9 protein-coding genes are annotated in these 16374 nt (G+C 64.1%); 7 read left to right on the forward strand and 2 right to left on the reverse strand.

The window, feature by feature from the left end; translation table 11 throughout:
• Nucleotides 1–12: 12 nt before the first annotated feature.
• Both ACIGJE_RS23800 and ACIGJE_RS23805 read left to right on the forward strand, forming a co-directional pair.
• Complete coding sequence (locus ACIGJE_RS23800; RefSeq protein WP_367626735.1) at nucleotides 13–1122, forward strand: aminotransferase class I/II-fold pyridoxal phosphate-dependent enzyme; 1110 nt, start codon at nucleotides 13–15, stop codon at nucleotides 1120–1122.
• A 14-nt stretch (nucleotides 1123–1136) separates the two neighbouring features.
• Nucleotides 1137–1583, forward strand: coding sequence for an NUDIX hydrolase (locus ACIGJE_RS23805; protein ID WP_311944595.1), 447 nt, complete (start codon nucleotides 1137–1139; stop codon nucleotides 1581–1583).
• 133 nt (nucleotides 1584–1716) lie between these two features.
• Here ACIGJE_RS23805 and glmM read toward each other — a convergent pair whose 3' ends face one another.
• Nucleotides 1717–3060: a phosphoglucosamine mutase gene (gene glmM, locus ACIGJE_RS23810; protein ID WP_440728118.1), complete on the reverse strand. Its 1344-nt coding sequence runs from the start codon at nucleotides 3058–3060 to the stop codon at nucleotides 1717–1719.
• Between the two features lie 264 nt (nucleotides 3061–3324).
• Nucleotides 3325–5148 carry a glutamine--fructose-6-phosphate transaminase (isomerizing) gene (gene glmS, locus ACIGJE_RS23815; protein WP_311944593.1) on the reverse strand — a complete coding sequence of 608 codons (1824 nt, stop codon included), beginning with the start codon at nucleotides 5146–5148 and terminating at the stop codon, nucleotides 3325–3327.
• A 1136-nt stretch (nucleotides 5149–6284) separates the two neighbouring features.
• Here glmS and ACIGJE_RS23820 point away from each other — a divergent pair.
• The 5 genes from ACIGJE_RS23820 (at nucleotide 6285) to ACIGJE_RS23840 (ending at nucleotide 16350) form a co-directional block, all read left to right on the forward strand.
• Nucleotides 6285–8336, forward strand: coding sequence for a glycosyltransferase (locus tag ACIGJE_RS23820; protein ID WP_483678823.1), 2052 nt, complete (start codon nucleotides 6285–6287; stop codon nucleotides 8334–8336).
• A gap of 319 nt (nucleotides 8337–8655) precedes the next feature.
• Nucleotides 8656–10041 carry a tetratricopeptide repeat protein gene (locus ACIGJE_RS23825; RefSeq protein WP_311944590.1) on the forward strand — a complete coding sequence of 462 codons (1386 nt, stop codon included), beginning with the start codon at nucleotides 8656–8658 and terminating at the stop codon, nucleotides 10039–10041.
• 121 nt (nucleotides 10042–10162) lie between these two features.
• Entirely contained in the window at nucleotides 10163–12358 is a 2196-nt protein-coding gene (locus tag ACIGJE_RS23830; RefSeq protein WP_483678825.1) for a glycosyltransferase, read from the forward strand.
• Nucleotides 12355–14454, forward strand: coding sequence for a glycosyltransferase (locus ACIGJE_RS23835; protein ID WP_367626730.1), 2100 nt, complete (start codon nucleotides 12355–12357; stop codon nucleotides 14452–14454). Before ACIGJE_RS23830 ends, ACIGJE_RS23835 begins: the two co-directional genes overlap by 4 nt.
• A gap of 27 nt (nucleotides 14455–14481) precedes the next feature.
• Nucleotides 14482–16350 carry a tetratricopeptide repeat protein gene (locus ACIGJE_RS23840; RefSeq protein WP_367626729.1) on the forward strand — a complete coding sequence of 623 codons (1869 nt, stop codon included), beginning with the start codon at nucleotides 14482–14484 and terminating at the stop codon, nucleotides 16348–16350.
• Nucleotides 16351–16374 lie beyond the last annotated feature (24 nt).

The following is a 16374-nucleotide window of genomic DNA, read 5'->3' on the forward strand; positions in this document are numbered from 1 at the left end:
GGAGAAACAGCGATGAAATATGCCCGCATGGTGATCGAGAAGGAGGCGCCGGAGGAGTATGGCTATGACCGTATCCGCTACAACCTCTCAGAGAGCTCGGTCCGCGACAGGAAACTCTCCGATTTCGGCCTCGATATTCCCGATCTCACGCTGTTCTACGGCGAACATCGCGGTGAGGAGCGCCTGCGCCGCCTGATCGCCTCGCAGGCCGAACGCCTCTCGCCCGACGATGTACTCGTCACCGCGGGCGCGGCCGGCGCCCTGTTCATCATCGCCACGACATTGCTGTCGCCGAGCGACCATCTCGTCGTGGTCAGGCCCAATTACGCCACCAATATCGAGACGCCCCGTGCGATCGGCTGCGCGATCACCTATGTCGATCTCGATTTCGACCAGGGCTTTGCGCTCGACCTTGCCAAGGTCGCCGAGGCGATCAAGCCGCAAACCCGCTATGTCAGCGTGACCTGTCCGCATAATCCGACCGGCACCATGCTCGGCCGGGCCGAACTCGAAGGGCTGATCGCCCTGGTCGAGCAGGCCGGCTGCAAGCTGCTGGTCGACGAAACCTATCGCGACCTCAGCCATGGCGGGATCCTGCCGGTGGCGGCCTCGCTGAGCCCGGCCGCCATCAGCGTCTCCTCGCTCTCCAAGGCCTATGGCGTGCCGGGCATCCGCGTCGGCTGGATCATCACGCGCGACGCCGAGCTGCAGGAGCGCTTCCTCGCCGCCAAGGAACAGATCGGCATCTGCGGCAGCGTGGTGGACGAATGGATCGCCGGCAGCGTGCTCGAACAACGCGGCCCTTTTCTCGAGGAACAGGCCGGATTGATCGCCGACCGCCTCGCCATCATGCGCGACTGGATCGCGGGCGACCCCAAGCTCCAATGGGTGGGGCCCAAGGGCGGCGTGGTCTGCTTTCCTCGCTTCCGCCATCAGGCTGGCTTCGACTTCGACGCCTTCTACAAGGATCTGCTGGAGAGCTTCGGCACCTATGTCGGTCCCGGGCACTGGTTCGAAATGCCACGCAACCATCTGCGCATCGGCTTTGCCTATCCGCTCGAGGACGAGCTGAAGCAGGGCCTGGCGCAGATCTCGGCCGCCATCCGCAAACACGGCGCCTGAGCGGGGGGGCGGCGATGGCGAAGCCGAGGGGCAAGAATCAAAAGGCGCTGACAAGCGGCACCCCGCTTCGGCAGGTCGCCGCCCTGCCTTTTCGCCGGCGCAAGGGCGGCGGCATCGAGGTGCTGGTGCTCACCTCGCGTCAGACCCGCCGCTTCATCATTCCCAAAGGCTGGGCCGAGGGCCCCAAGACCTGGAAATGGGCCGAGCGCGAAGCTCTGGAGGAAGCCGGCATCCTCGGCAAGATCAAGCGCAAGCCGATCGGCCAATATCGCTATTGGAAGCGCTTCAAGAGCCATTTCGGCATGGTGGAGGTCGACGTCTATCCGCTGAAGGTCGAAAACGAACTCGAAAGCTGGCCGGAGGAGACCCAGCGTTTGCGCAAATGGCTCTCACCGGAGGACGCCGCCCTGCTGATCGACGAGCCCCAACTGGTCGCGCTCATACGCAAATTCGCGCGCTGAACGGTCGAGCCAGCATCCCTGTGCCTGCGCAGCCGAGCAAACCAGCTTTGCGTTGACGCAAGGTCTAATGGCCACTCCCTGCGACCTGATTGCAATCGTGGGGGCGAATCTTCCGATCCGCCCCCCGAAAGAATCAGGCGGCGGCCTTGGTGATGGCGTCGATCACCTCGTCCACGGCAGTCTCGACATTCGCACGGTCGTCGGCCTCGGCCATGACGCGAATGACCGGTTCGGTACCGGAGGGACGGATGACCAGGCGGCCGCCATCGCCGAGCTGCTTGCGCGCGCCCTCGATCACGGCAGCGACCTTGGGATCATCAAGCACCTTGCGACGACGAATCCGCACGTTCTTGAGGATCTGCGGCAGCGGGTCGAAGCGGTGGCAGACCTCGCTGACCGGGCGATCGGCCTTCTTGAGCACCGCCAGCACCTGCAAGGCGGCGACCAGGCCGTCGCCGGTGGTGGCGAAATCGGACAGGATGATGTGGCCCGACTGCTCGCCGCCGACATTGTAGCCCTGCGCCCGCATGCGTTCGAGCACGTAGCGGTCGCCGACCGCCGTGCGCTCGAGCTGCAGGCCGAGCCCGCCGAGATAGCGCTCCAGGCCGAGATTGGACATCACCGTGGCGACGATGCCGGGCTGGGTGAGCTTGCCCTCGTCCTTCCAGTCCGAGGCCACCACCGCCATCAGCTGGTCGCCGTCGATGACATGCCCCTTCTCGTCGACCATGAGGACGCGATCGGCGTCACCGTCGAGGGCGATGCCGATATCGCCGCGCAGATCCCGCACTTTCTGGGCGAGAGCCCTCGGCGCGGTCGAGCCGACATCCCGGTTGATGTTGAAACCGTCAGGCTCGACACCAATGGTAATCACGTCGGCGCCGAGTTCCCACAAGGCTTCCGGGGCGACCTTGTAGGCGGCGCCATTGGCGCAGTCGACCACCACCCGGAGGCCGTCGAGGCGCAAACCGCGCGGCAAGGTGCGCTTGGCGAATTCGATATAGCGGGCATGCACGTCGTCGATGCGGCGGGCCCGGCCGAGATCGCGCGAGCCGGCCAGCCGCGAGGACAGGTTGGTGTCGATCAGCGCCTCGATGGCACGCTCGGTCTCGTCGGAGAGCTTGAAGCCGTCGGGACCGAACAGCTTGATGCCGTTATCTTCATAGGGATTGTGCGAGGCCGAAATCATCACGCCGATATCGCAGCGCAGCGAATTGGTGAGCATGGCGACAGCCGGGGTGGGCATCGGGCCCAGCAGCATCACGTCGACGCCGACGGCGGTAAAGCCCGCCACCAGCGCATTCTCGATCATGTAGCCCGACAGGCGGGTATCCTTGCCGATCACCACGCGATGGCGGTGGTCGCCGCGCTGGAAGGCGAGGCCGGCCGCCATGCCGACCTTCATCGCCAGTTCCGGCGTAATGACACTATTGGCCAGGCCACGGATGCCGTCCGTGCCGAAATATTTGCGGCTCATGTGATAACCCTGAGGTTTCGAGGCATGGCTGCAGCATCATTCCTGCAGCGCCTCAGTTATTGTTTCCGCGTTACTGATCTTACCTGCAGATGCATCGGGCCGGTCGAACTGCCTTTTTACAGCGTCATTCCGGCCCGATGCCGCGGTCTCACGAGCAAAACGTCTTCATCGCAGGGCGCCGTTTTGCTCCGTCTCTCCGTTTCGACGCGTCCTCGCGATTCAAGGTCTCCCGTCAAATCGCCGAACGCTTTGCCGGTCCGGCGCCTACTCCACCGTCACACTCTTGGCGAGGTTGCGCGGCTGGTCGACATCCGCGCCGATCAGCACTGCTGCATGATAGGCCAGAAGCTGGATCGGCACGGAATAGACCAGTGGCGAAACCACCGACGGCATTACCGGCATCACGATGGTCTTGGCGCCCGGAAGCGAAGCGGCCTTGGCCCCTTCTTCGTCTGTGATCAGGATGATACGCCCGCCGCGCGCGGCGACCTCCTGCATGTTCGAGACGGTCTTCTCGAAGATCGCATCGAAGGGAGCAATCACCACCACCGGCATGCTCTCGTCGATGAGCGCGATCGGGCCGTGCTTGAGTTCGCCCGCGGCATAACCCTCGGCGTGGATGTAGCTGATTTCCTTGAGTTTCAGCGCACCTTCCAGAGCGAGCGGGAAACTGGTGCCGCGGCCGAGATAGAGCACGTCCTTGGCCTTGGAGAGATCGCGCGCGCAGGCCTCGATCTCATGATCGAGGCGGAGCGCCTCCGCCATCAGGCGCGGTGCCTCGATCAGGGCCTGCACCAGTTCCTTTTCCGCCTCGGGCGTCAGCGTCCCGCGAGCCTTGCCCGCACCGATCGCCAGGCAGGCGAGCACGGCCAGCTGGCAGGTGAAGGCCTTGGTGGAGGCGACGCCGATCTCGGGACCGGCAAGCGTGCGCACCATGGCGTCCGCCTCGCGCGACATCGTGGAGGTCGGCACATTGACGACGGCAAGCGTATGCTGGCCATTCTCCTGGCAGTAGCGCAAGGCCGCCATGGTATCGGCGGTTTCGCCCGATTGGGAGACGAAGAGCGACAATCCACCCTTTTCGAGCGGCGCTTCGCGATAGCGAAATTCCGAGGCGATATCGACCTCGACCGGCAGGCGGGCATAGCGCTCGAACCAGTATTTCGCCACCTGCCCGGCGAAGGACGCCGTACCGCAGGCCGAGATGGTCAGGCGACTGAGGTTCTTCCAATCGAAAGGCAGGTCCGGCAAACGAACGGTTTCGCTGGTCATGTCGACCAGGGAAGCCAAGGTATGGGAAATCACCTCGGGCTGCTCGTGGATCTCCTTGGCCATGAAATGGCGATAATTGCCCTTCTCGACGATGGCCGCCGAAATCTCCGCCTTCTGGATGGGGCGTTCGACCTGATTGAACCCGGCGTCGTAGATCGTTGCGGTGGAGCGAGTAATCACGACACTATCGCCATCCTCAAGATAAGCGAAAGTATTCGTCAGTGGACCGAGGGCGATAGCATCCGATCCCAGGAACATCGCGCCGTTGCCATAGCCGACTGCCAGCGGCGGCCCCAGCCGGGCACCGATGATGAGATCATCCTCCCCGGCAAACAGGAAGCCGAGCGAGAAGGCACCACGAATGCGCTTGAGGCAGGCCTGCACGGCCTCGATCGGCGACTGGCCCTTCTCGAGCTCGCGCGTGACGAAATGCGCGATGACCTCGGAATCGGTTTCCGACTGGAAATCGGCGCCATCTGCGCTCAATTCATCCCGTAACTCGCGGAAATTCTCGATGATGCCGTTATGAACGACAGCCACTCGCTCGGTCGCATGAGGATGGGCATTGTCCTCCGTCGGCTTGCCGTGTGTCGCCCAACGCGTATGGCCGATACCGCTGGTGCCCTTGAGCGGCGCCTGGCCGAGCTTGGCCTCGAGATTGACCAGCTTGCCCTCGGCGCGCCGGCGGACAATGGCGCCACCTTCCAGGGTCGCAATACCGGCGGAATCATACCCCCGATATTCCAGTCTTCGCAACGCATCCACCAGCGGCATGGCCACTGATTCGTTGCCAAGAACACAAACAATACCACACATGTGCTCTACCTTATCTTGATCCGAATCAAAACAATCGTGTTTTCGATTAAGGAACTCTGGATAGAAGGCATATTCAAAATGCCTTACGTTTTGTAACGACAGACGGCCGCAACCCGCCTCGGGCCAAGGCCGCAGGGCGGGTTTTGCCAGACATCCGAGCAAGCTTCCGGCACCTCACGAAGTGCCCGCCACCCCCTGCCGATTTGTTGTCATGAAGTTGATGGCCAGCCGCCAAAATCCCTTGCCGCAACAGGCTGGTGTTGGATTGCCCACCCTACGGCAACCGGTCCGGACACAGCGCCAAAACACGTGGAACGGCAGCCCGAAATCGAGCCGCCTCATACTTCCCTGCCTCGCAACTGATCACACCCCGGTCATAAAAGATTCATCAACAGTCAGCCAATCAAACTCAACATACACAATATGGTCAGAATATGGTCAGTGTAAATACAGCATATTTCTTCTGTTATACCCATATCGTTCATATAGATGAACAAAATGGGGTTTGATCAGCCTATTTGCAACCATTCAAAGCTGGCTTCACCAAGGGGAGAACATTATAAGCTTGCAATCCATTTTCGATGAGTCTAAAAAGCCGACTCGCTGAGGTTGGCAATGCCATAGGTACTGATGAATCGTGCCGTATGGGGCATTGGTTGAATCGGAGGACGGATGGCGAAAGTGGCCTGTGCGCTATCGACGTTTCTGGGCGCAGCAGTACCCCTCGCTCACGCTGCCCATCCAACAGCCAGAGCCCCGACGCTCTATCCGGCTGCGCGGACATTGCTGCATTGCAATATCCGCAGAGCCTGTACCGAGCGGCCATTCGGCGCGGTCATGCGGGGCGATCCATCGCCACGCGCCGCAACCACCAACCGTCCAAAACGGACATGATGCCGCCCGAGGGGAAAACGAGCGAAATTGGAATTGTTCACAGAAACAGTCCAAATTTCTTTCTGTAGTCGCCTAGATAATCATCAGTTGAAAACCAAATAGTTGCCTTACTTGCGTCATTCTTTTGTAAAGATTATCTGATCTTTATGGAATTAATGATTGAGTATGGAATCTATACATGGGCAACCACGGGACAGGCACTCTTGAAACCTAACAGATTTCCATCGTCGGAGACCGCCGAGGTGCCTTTACTCGCGGTCCATGAAAATGGCCACGCTTGGTTTTCCGCTTCCGACGTCTATTCGCAAGCCGTGCGCGCCGAATGCGCCGATCTGGTCAAGCGTGCCGACAATGTCGAAACCGCCCAGGTTGCGCTGCCGCGCCTGAAATATCTGCTCTCCCGCTTTCCGGGGGAGTTGGACGTCAATCTCTCCCACGCTCTCGTCGCCGAGATGACCCGTGTCCGCGAGGGCATGCTGGAGCTGTGGACCGGCGTCCACGAAAAATTCCCCGACAATTACCGGGCCCTGCAATATCGCCTGCGCTGGCTGTCGCGGCATCAGCGCATTGCCGAGGGGCTCGAGATCCTCGAGCGTCATTACCCCGGCGTGCCCTCGGACGTCGATCGTCGCCTCGGCAAGGCCGAGCTTTTCGTCGAACTGCGTGAAATCGCCAAAGCCAAGGCGCTGTTCGTCTCAACCCTGGCCGATTTCCCGGACTCCAAGAACGCGCCGCTCGTCTATGCCAAGCGGTTGCGCGAATGGGGAGAATTAACCGAAGCCCTGTTGATCCTGGACCGGCTGCTGGCGACCGGGCAAGCCCCCAAGAACGCCTCGGTCATGGCCGAGGAGTTGCGCAAGGGTATGGAGGTGCTCGGCCGGCACGTACCGGACTGGCAGACCTGCGGCATCCCCGCCCGCATCGTGGTGCTGAGGGCGGCCATCGACATCTTCCGCAACCGATCCGTGCGTTCGGTGGCGCCAGGCCGGCTCGGCTCCGTCTCGCTTATCACAGGCAGCCTCGGCACCGGCGGAGCGGAACGCCAGCTTGCCCGAACCGCAGCCCGGCTGGAACGCACCCGGCGCGAAAACGGCAGCATCTCCGGCCGGCAGATCCGCGGTCCGATTCAGGTCGTGGTCAAATCGCTTAGCCGCGAGAACAATCACGACTTCTTTCTGCCCATGATCGCCTGCGAGCAGGTCGAGGCCTATCAGATCGACAACATGACGCCGGCCCGCCCGGCGGAACTCGTGCCCGAGGAGAGCGATCTCCGGCATTTGCTGTCCCTGGTGCCGGTCCATGCGGCCTTCGGCACGCAACGCCTGGTCGAGCATTTTCGGCGGCACGAAACCGAGGTCGCCTATATCTGGCAGGACGGCGCCGTCCTGTTCGCTGCCCTGGCGGCACTCGTGGCCGGCGTCCCCCGCATCGTCCTCAATGTACGCGGCCTGCCGCCGGTTTTGCGGCCCCATCTGTTCCGGGGTGAATATGAGCCGATGTATCGGGCCCTGGCTCGGATTCCCGGCGTCGAGTTCATGAGCAACAGCCATGCGGCCGCCAAGGCCTATTGCGAGTGGCTCGACCTGCCGCAGGAGCGTTTCACCATCGTTCACAACGGGGTCGAGCACCTGCCGCCCGAGCCGAACGAGACCGACGAGGAGCGCTGGCAGAAATTCCAGCGCCGCACCGCGGATGCCACCGAGACGATTGGCGGCGTCTTCCGCATCGATGTCGACAAACGCCCCGAACTCTGGATCGATTTCGTCCACGCCTATCATGAGGCCCGTCCGAATGCCCGCTTCGTTCTGGTCGGCAGCGGCCCTCTGCTGCCCCGCGTACGCCAGCGTGCAGCCGAACTCGGCATCGCCGACCGGATCCTGTTCGTGGGCCGTTCGGCCAGCGTCGGCTATTGGCTGGCGAAGATGGATGCCTTCGTGCTGCTGTCGCGTTTCGAGGGCCTGCCCAACGTGCTGATCGAAGCCCAGCTCGCTGGCATTCCGGTGGTGACCACCCCGGCAGGCGGCGCCTGCGAAACCTTCACGCCGGGTGTGACGGGGCTGGCCACCGACACGGTCGAGGCCGTCGATCTCGACGCCTTGTGCGCCAAGGTCGGGCACGTCGTCGACTGGCGGCATTCGGATCCGAGCCTTGCGGACCGCATCCGGCAAATTGCTTCCGAGCGTTTCTCCACCACCCTGATGGTGCAGCGAACCGTGGATTTGTTGGCAAGTCCGCCGGCGGCAGATCCTCCGGCCGAGCAACCGCGGAAATACAAGAGAGCCCGTGCCCGCTGAGTCCCGTCGTCGATGACAACCCGGCAGCAAGCAAATCGCCAGCGTCAGTTGGCGAAAACAAAACTTAAAATCGAAATTAAATGTATATTTTCAAATATAATATCCTAATTTGCGAACTATTAGAAATATAATTTAATTAATTTTTGTTTAATTATTGCCACTATGCCGTCAAATTCAGGTGCTTAACTGGCCTCCTGGCCCAAAAATACACACAGATTCGTACCGAACGTTTCTGGTCGCTTCCTTACGATCAGATCAATTGATCACATGTGGTGATCGCCGAGTGCCTACCCAGGCAATATGACGAGTGAGATAGAAGATGGACATTGCGAACGACGCCTTCTCGAAAGCCTCCTTCGGCCATAGCGTCATTCCCGGCCCTGCAAGCTGGACCCAGTCGAAGCGGCGCATCTCGCCTTCGGCGCCGGAATTGCGCAACCATCTCGAAACCATGCGCGATGCCTGGCAGGCTTCGAACTGGGACGCGGTGATCGCCGAGGCCGACAAATTGCTGGCGATTTCGCCCAGTCATGCCAATGCGCTGAAGATGCGTCTGAGAGCGGCCATCAATGCCGGCCAGCTCGACAAGGTCGCACAATCGGCAATCGCCGCTGCCGAAGTGCATCCCTCGACCGCGTTCCTGGCAGCCAAGAAGCTCCTGAGCAGCCAGCAAGTCGAGGACGCTGCCAAGGTCCTGATCGCCATTCGTCATGCCGATGCCGGCACGATCGAGGGTTTCGACGACATCACCGCACGTGTCGGCAGCAATCTCGCCAAGGCCGCCGCCGAGCTCGACCGGGCGGGTGACCAGGACGGCTATCGTCGCGTGCTTCGCCTCGGCAACGCGGTGGCTCCCGCCGATCCGGTCCTGCGCAAGCGTATCATCGCCCTGCGCAACGACGTGGTGGACCAGGCCAAGCAGACCGATCTCGAACAGGATCCCGCCGGCTTTGCAGCCGCTTGGGAACAGGTCCTCAAGGTAGATCCACGCCATCCCACGGCGACCAAGCGTCTGGCGACTGCAGCCGAACGGACCGGTACCCCGGAACGCGCCCTTGAATTGTGGTCGCGTCTGCTCGACATCGATCCCACCGATCAGGTTGCCGCCAAGCGCCTCGCCCGTGCCGCCGGACAAGCCGAGCTCGAATATACGGGCCTGGTGACCCTCTATCAGGCCGGCCTGGCCGCGCCCGAGGTCGACTATGTCGGCCGCCTGATCCAGCGCGTCCGTCGCGCCGCCAAGCTCGCCCTGCGCGGCGGCGAGGCCCGCCAGGCAGCGCTCCATCTGGCCCTGCTGGCCAAGGTCGGCCAGGACGACGACGAACTGCAGCTGCTGCGCCGCAAGGTCGCGGCGATCCTTTCCAAGGAGCTGAGCGCCCATCGCCGCGAGAAGCGCCCGGCGGAGGCTGCCGAGGTCGCCTATCTCCTGCTCCAGATCGATCCGGAGAACGTGCCGGCCCTGACGGCGGTGGCGCATCATCTCTACCAGACGCACGCCTTCGCCGACTCGGCCAACTACTACCAGCGCGTGCTCGAGCTCAAGCCGGACTCGGCCACCCATTGGCTGCATCTGGCGCGCGCGAGCCACCGGGCCGGCGATCTCGCCACGGCCTCGGCGGCCGTGACCCGCAGTCGCGAGCTCGCCCCGGACAACAGCGCCAGCAAGAACCTGGAAGGCTTGCTGAACCTCAAGCTGGCGAGCTGAGCCCAGAGCCTCCTGCGATCCGGCGTTCGCGCCGGCCCTCGCAAGACGCATCCGAACGAAAAGTTGGAGCAAAGGCGCGTTCTCCCTGAACGCGCCTTGTTCTGAGGAGCCGGAGATCAAGGTGAGCAGAGTGACCGAAGCGCCGAAGCTGCATCGTAACGGCGATGTGCCGGCAGAACATGTAAGTTCCAGGACGACCTCCTTCGACGACAGCCAGCTCGAAGGGGCGGCAATTGCCATGGGCAGCGCCCTGCACGGTTCCGGTTCTCCCGCTCGCCATAAAGCCAAGCTTGCAGCCGTTTCAACGTTGCAGGCTTCTTCTTCCGACACCGAGCTCCAGGCCGCGCTCGACCGCGAGGCGGCTGCGACACGGCGCATCAGGGAACTCGAAGCCGAACTGGCCGAGCGTTCCCTGGCCGAGGACAATGTCGCCCTCACCACCCGGCTGCAGCAGCTGGAACGCGACCTCGACGTCTATCGCGAGGCCAAGCGTAGCGCTGAACTGGCCGTGCTCGACACGCGCAGCGTCTGGAAACACGCCGAGCAGCGCATCGCCAAGCTGCGCGAAGGCCATACATACCGGCTCGGCCAGGTGATGATGACCGGCTTTTCGAGCTGGCGCGATGGCATGCGCCTGCCGGCCCGCATCGCCGAATGGTATCGCGACTACCGTCATTCCCTCTCGCTGCCGGCCGATCTGGTGCCGACCGGTGCAGCCCCCGAATATCTGCAGCTGTCCGAGATCGCCCTCGCCAAGGCGCAGAAGGACGGCCTGGCCGCAGCCGAGCGCTGGATCCACGACCAGCGCCCGCGTGGCAGCGTGCTGTCGCGCGTGCTGCTCGACCTGGCCAAGCAGGCCAGAACCGCCGATCCGGCCGCGGCCGTCGCGCTCGCCAAGGCCGCCGCCGAGGCCGACCCGAACGAGGGACGGATCAAGCTCCTGGCCTTCACGCTCATGGATACCGGCTCGATCGACGAGGCCAGTGCCATTCTCCAGGAAGCCCTGCGCGCCGGCGCTGCCCTCAATGCGACGGAAACGCGCCGCTATGAAGAGCTGATGGCGCTCGAACGGTTCAAGGGCCAGGGCATTCGCCTACCCAAGCCCGTATCGCGCAAGGCACAGGGCACGCGTCTCAACATCCTGCTCTATGTGCCGCAATCCCTGCCCTATCACTGGTCCGCCACCAGCATGCGCACGCATGCCCTGGCCCAGGATCTGACGAGCCTTGGCTGTTCGGTGCGGGTGGTGACCCAGCCCGGCTATCCCGTCCGCAACACTGACGCCTCGCGCAAATCCGGCCCCGATATGGTGGATGGCATCGCCTATCATCGCATGGCCCCGATAGAGGCCGCTCCGGCCATCATCGATCAATATGCCCGCGAGGCCGGCGTGGCGCTCGGACGGATCGCCAGGACACTGGAAGCCGACGTCATCATGGTATCCGGTGAGCTGGAGGCGGCTTATCCCGCCGCCATCGCCACCCGCATGACGGGCGCCGATCTCGTTCTCGACTGCCAGCGCCTGGCATCGACGGCGGATGCCGCGCCCGCCAACGACCGCGAAGCGCTCTTTCGACAGGCGGACGACGTCCTGGTGGCGGAGGCGAGCCTGATGCTGGCCCGCTGGCCCGGCGCCACGGAGGCCCTCTCGGCCCGGGGCGTGCCGGCCGAAAAGCTCCTGTTGCTGGGCGAGAATGCACCCGCCTTCAAGCACGACGAGAAGACTCCCGCCTGGCGCAGCGACCCGGCCCTCAAGGACCGGCTGGTCCTTGGCTATGTCGGCGATCCCTATGACGACCTCGACTTGGACGGCATCGCCGACGCCTTCGACAAGCTCGTGGGCCATGGGATCGACGCCGGGCTGGCGGTTTTCGGCGTGGGTTCGCGCTTCCTCAAGCTGCATGAGCGCCTGAGTCATATGGGCCATGGCGAGCGCGTGCTCTTCCCCGGCCGTCCCAAGGTCGGCTCCATCGCCGAGGCCTATAAGGCGATCGACATCTTCGTCACGCCCGCCCTGGCGGGTGTGGCCCGGAGCGAACGGACCCGGTTCGACCTCGTCGATGCCCTCATGCATGGCAAGACCATCGTGGCGTCCGACGGCCCGGTGGCGCGCGCCATCCTGGGCAATGCCGCGGTCTGGATCGAGGACGGCGAGGACGGCCTGGCCGAAACGCTGCGCCGGCTCGCCGGTGACGCTTCGCTGCGCCATGCGCAGCAGGAGAAGAGCGCGAGCCGGGCTGAGGAGTGGCGTGCCTTGTCATCGGCAAACGCGCTGGTCGAACGACTCCGCAAGGCCCGGGCGGTTTCCTCGTCATGATGGCCTTCCGCACCCAGCCTGCCGTGCAGCCGGTGGATGACGCCGGCGCAAGCGGCGCCACGTCGGCACCGGTAGCCCACGAGATCTCGGCACGCGACATCGTCTCGGCCGCAGTGGCCAACGGCCTGCGCGCGGGCAATGGCGTGCAGCGCGTGACCACGGCCGAAGTCAACCGGGCCCGCGACATCTCCAACGCGATGCGCCGGCTGCCCGAACTCACCGAGGCCCTCGACAAGCTGCTTCCCTATGTGATCAAGCATCCGCGCGAGGAGCGCTTCCAGGCCCTGGTCGCCCGGGCGCTCGAACGCGTGCAGGACCCGCGTGCCCTCCTGGTCTGGCGCGGCATAGACGAGCGCTTCCCGACCTCGCGCGAAGCCTTCTTCCGCGTGCTGCGCTGGACCATCCGCATCGACGGGGTCGATGCCGGTAGGACACTTCACAGCGAGCGCTTCCCCGAAGAGCCGGAAGATCCCTCGCAGCTGCTGATCTATGGCCGCGGCCTGATCGAATTGAAGGATTTCGACGGCGCCGAGGCCGCCTTCGGCCAGCTCGTCGAAATGGACAACACACCCGAATCCGTGCTGGTCGCGCTCGGACGCCTCTACGTCTCGCTGGGACAGCCGATGCGGGCCCGCGAGATCATCGAGTTCGCACGCGACAAGTTCGGCGAGACCAAGCACATCGCCCAGACGCAGGCGCGGATCGAACAGGACCTGCGCAGCCTCAGCGAACTCGTGCCCGATCACGCCGACAGCGACGACCATTTGCCCAATCTGGTGATCGAGCGCGTGTTCGAGATGGCCATCGCCCAGCGGGCGGCGACCGCGGACTTCGAGCCGCGCCGCTTCGTCGGGCCGGTGGTGCTGATCAATGGCAGCCTGGGATCGGGCGGGGCCGAACGCCAGTTCACCAACACGGCGCTCGGCCTGAACCGGGCGATCCACTCGGCCAGCCCGATCGCCGATACCGACATCATGGGCCCCATCCATGTGGTCTGCAGCTCGCTGCATTCGCGTGCCGGTGCCGATTTCTTCGTGCCGCAATTCGTGGAAGCGGGCCTGCAGATCCATGAATATTCGCTGTTTGCCGAATATGGCGGACGCCCGCGCTATTCCCGCGTCAAGGAGCTGATCGGCTTCCTCGACCACCTTCCGACGCAGATGCGGACGGGCGTGGTCCGCCTTACCGACGCACTGAACTATATCCGCCCCGACATCGTGCATATCTGGCAGGACGGCTCGGTCCTCGCCACCGGCCTCGCCGCCCTGCTGGCCGGCGTGCCGCGCATCCTGCTCGGCGTGCGCACGCTGCCGCCGGAAGATCGCTTCGAACGCAACAAGCCTGAATATGAGGCGGTCTATCGCTCGCTGCTCTCGGCACGGGGCGTTGCCATCGTGGCGAATTCCCAGGCCGCCGGCGAGCGCTACGAAGCCTGGCTCAAACTGCCGCGCGGCTCGGTGCGCATCATTCCCAACGGGCTCGATCCCCTGAGCACGGCAACCGACGAGAAGACCCTGGCCCTGACCCAAAAGCTTGAGAGCTTCGAGGTCAAGGCCGGCTTCACCGTCGGCTCGGTCATGCGATTTGACGACAACAAGCGCCCGCTGCTCTGGCTGGAGACCGCCGCGAGCCTCGCCGCCCGCGTGCCCGATGCCCGCTTCATCCTGGTGGGTGACGGCCCCCTGCTCGGCAAAGCGACCGCCTATGCCGAGGAATTGGGCATCGCCGATCGCGTGCTGTTCACCGGCCGCTCCCCCCGCGTCGGCCATTGGCTGTCGCATATGGACGTCTTCCTGCTGTTGTCGCGCCATGAAGGCCTGCCCAACGTGCTGATCGAAGCGCAGTTCAGCGGGGTTCCGGTCGTGACCACGCCGGCAGGTGGCGCGGCCGAAACGCTGATGCCGAGAGTGAGCGGCACCGTGTTGCCTTCGATCGACAATCTGCAACCGGATGCCATCGCCGGCGAAGTGCTGGCCTGGCGCCGCGACCATCAGGACCGCGCGGAACTCGCCGCCAATGTGGCGAAATGGTCCCGCGAACGCTTTTCCATGCGCCGCATGCTGGAACTGACCGTCGATGCCTATCTCGACCGCTAATCCGCGAGGCGACAACGCATGAAGCGAATGACCGAACAAGATACCAAGGCTGCGGATGCCAGGCAGGCGATCGACGATGTCCTCGCTTTGGCCGGTGACGGCCGGATGCAGGACGCTCTCGCCTTGCTGACGCCGCCCGTGGCCGCCATTCCGCGCAACCGCAACCAGGTCCGCCGCCTGGTCGTCGCCCCCGCCATGCGCGCCGGTGAACTCGACACCGCCCGCCTCTTCCTGGAACGCCTGGTCGAGGCCAATCCCTCTTCCAGCGACGACCTCCTCACGCTTGGCAGCGTGATGATGCGTGCCGGCCGCCGCGACGCAGGCCAGGCGCATATCGAACGGGCCGGAGAACTCGACCCCGACAATCTCGCCATCGCGGCGGTGCGGCTGCAGGCCCTGGTCCAGGCGACCGATTTCGACGCCGCCCGCGACTTCGCACGCCGCTATGCCGACCGCAGCCCGGACCATGCACGGCTGGCTCAGCTCTGCCTGATCGCTCTAGCGCGAGCGGGTGATCTCGATACAAGTCTCGTCATCGTCGAGCGCTTGCAGGACCAGCCCGACCTTACCGCCGACCTCGCCCTCGAAGTCGCCCAGGTCCTGCAACTGGCGGGGCGCCACGAAGAGGCGCTGGCCATCGGCCGCAAGGCGCTGGAACAGGGCGGGGAGTCGCCCAGGCTGCACCTCGTCGTCGCCAATGCGATGCTGTCACTCGGCGGGGAAGACGCGGAGATCCTCGAGCACCTGCGCCAGGCACGCGACAAGGCCGCCAAGGACGTGCTTCTCCTGCGCACCCTCGGCGAGACCCTGCTCAGGCTGCGCCAGAATGAAGAGGCTGTCGACGTCCTCAGGCAGGCGAGCGCGCTGGCGCCGGATCTGCGCAATCTCAAGATGCTGCTGGCACGCGCGCTGCGGCTGGCACGCCACTATGACGAGGCGGCCACGCTGCTGCGCAAGCTGGCACAGGAAGACCCCCATTCGCCGGCCTTGCAGCGCTACACCATCTCGACGCTGCTGCAGGCGGGTCTGGAGGATGAAGCCCAGGGACACTATGCCGATCTGGTCGTCCGCAAACGCGCCTATCTCCAGGGTTCCTTCACCGATGCGCTCGCCCGCCTCGACCAGAACCTGGCCAGTGCGCCCATCCCCAAAGGCAGGCTCGACTTCGCCTGGTCGCTCGCCAGCCGGCTTGCCGGCAGCGAGCCTGCGGACCGCAACGCTTGGGACGACCGGGTGCGCTGGGGTTGCCTGGCCGACCTCTTGCTCCTCGACTGGCTCGAATGCGCTCCCGAGCGGGTGGGCGAAGTGGCTGAAATGCTCGACGGTATCGATGCCGCCGTAGCCGGCCTCCGCAACGGCTTGGACAAGGGCAAGGGTGCTCTGCTGATCAGCCCGCACATGGGACCGATGTATGCCGGGCCCCTGGCGCTGCACATGGCCGGCATTCCAATGAAATGGCTCGCATCCGCCCCCAAGATCGCCTCCTTCCCGCATGTCGGCTCCCTGATCTCCACCAGCGAGCATTCGGAACTGGAGGTGACGCGCGAGGTGATGACTTCCCTGCGCCACGGCAATGCGGTCATCATCGCCATCGACGGCGCGATGAGCCCCGCGGCCCCACGCGTCGGCTGGGAGGGGCGGCGGGTAACCTATTCTCCGTTCGCCGCCGGGCTGTGCTACCGCCTTGGCGTTCCGAGCTTCATCACCATCCCCTATTGGCAGGACCGCCGCGTGAAATTCCACGTCGAGGCCATGCCCGCCAAGCAGGAGGGCCAGGAATTCCCCGCTTTCGCCCAAGCCTATCAGGACGCCTTCTTCCGGGAAGTCGAACGGCAGATCCTGCGCGGCCCCGAAAACCTCCGGCTCAGCGGCGGCATCTGGCGGGGGATCCGCTGATGGCTCCGCCCCTCACACATAACC

Source organism: Labrys sp. E2SS-1L, assembly GCF_057073705.1.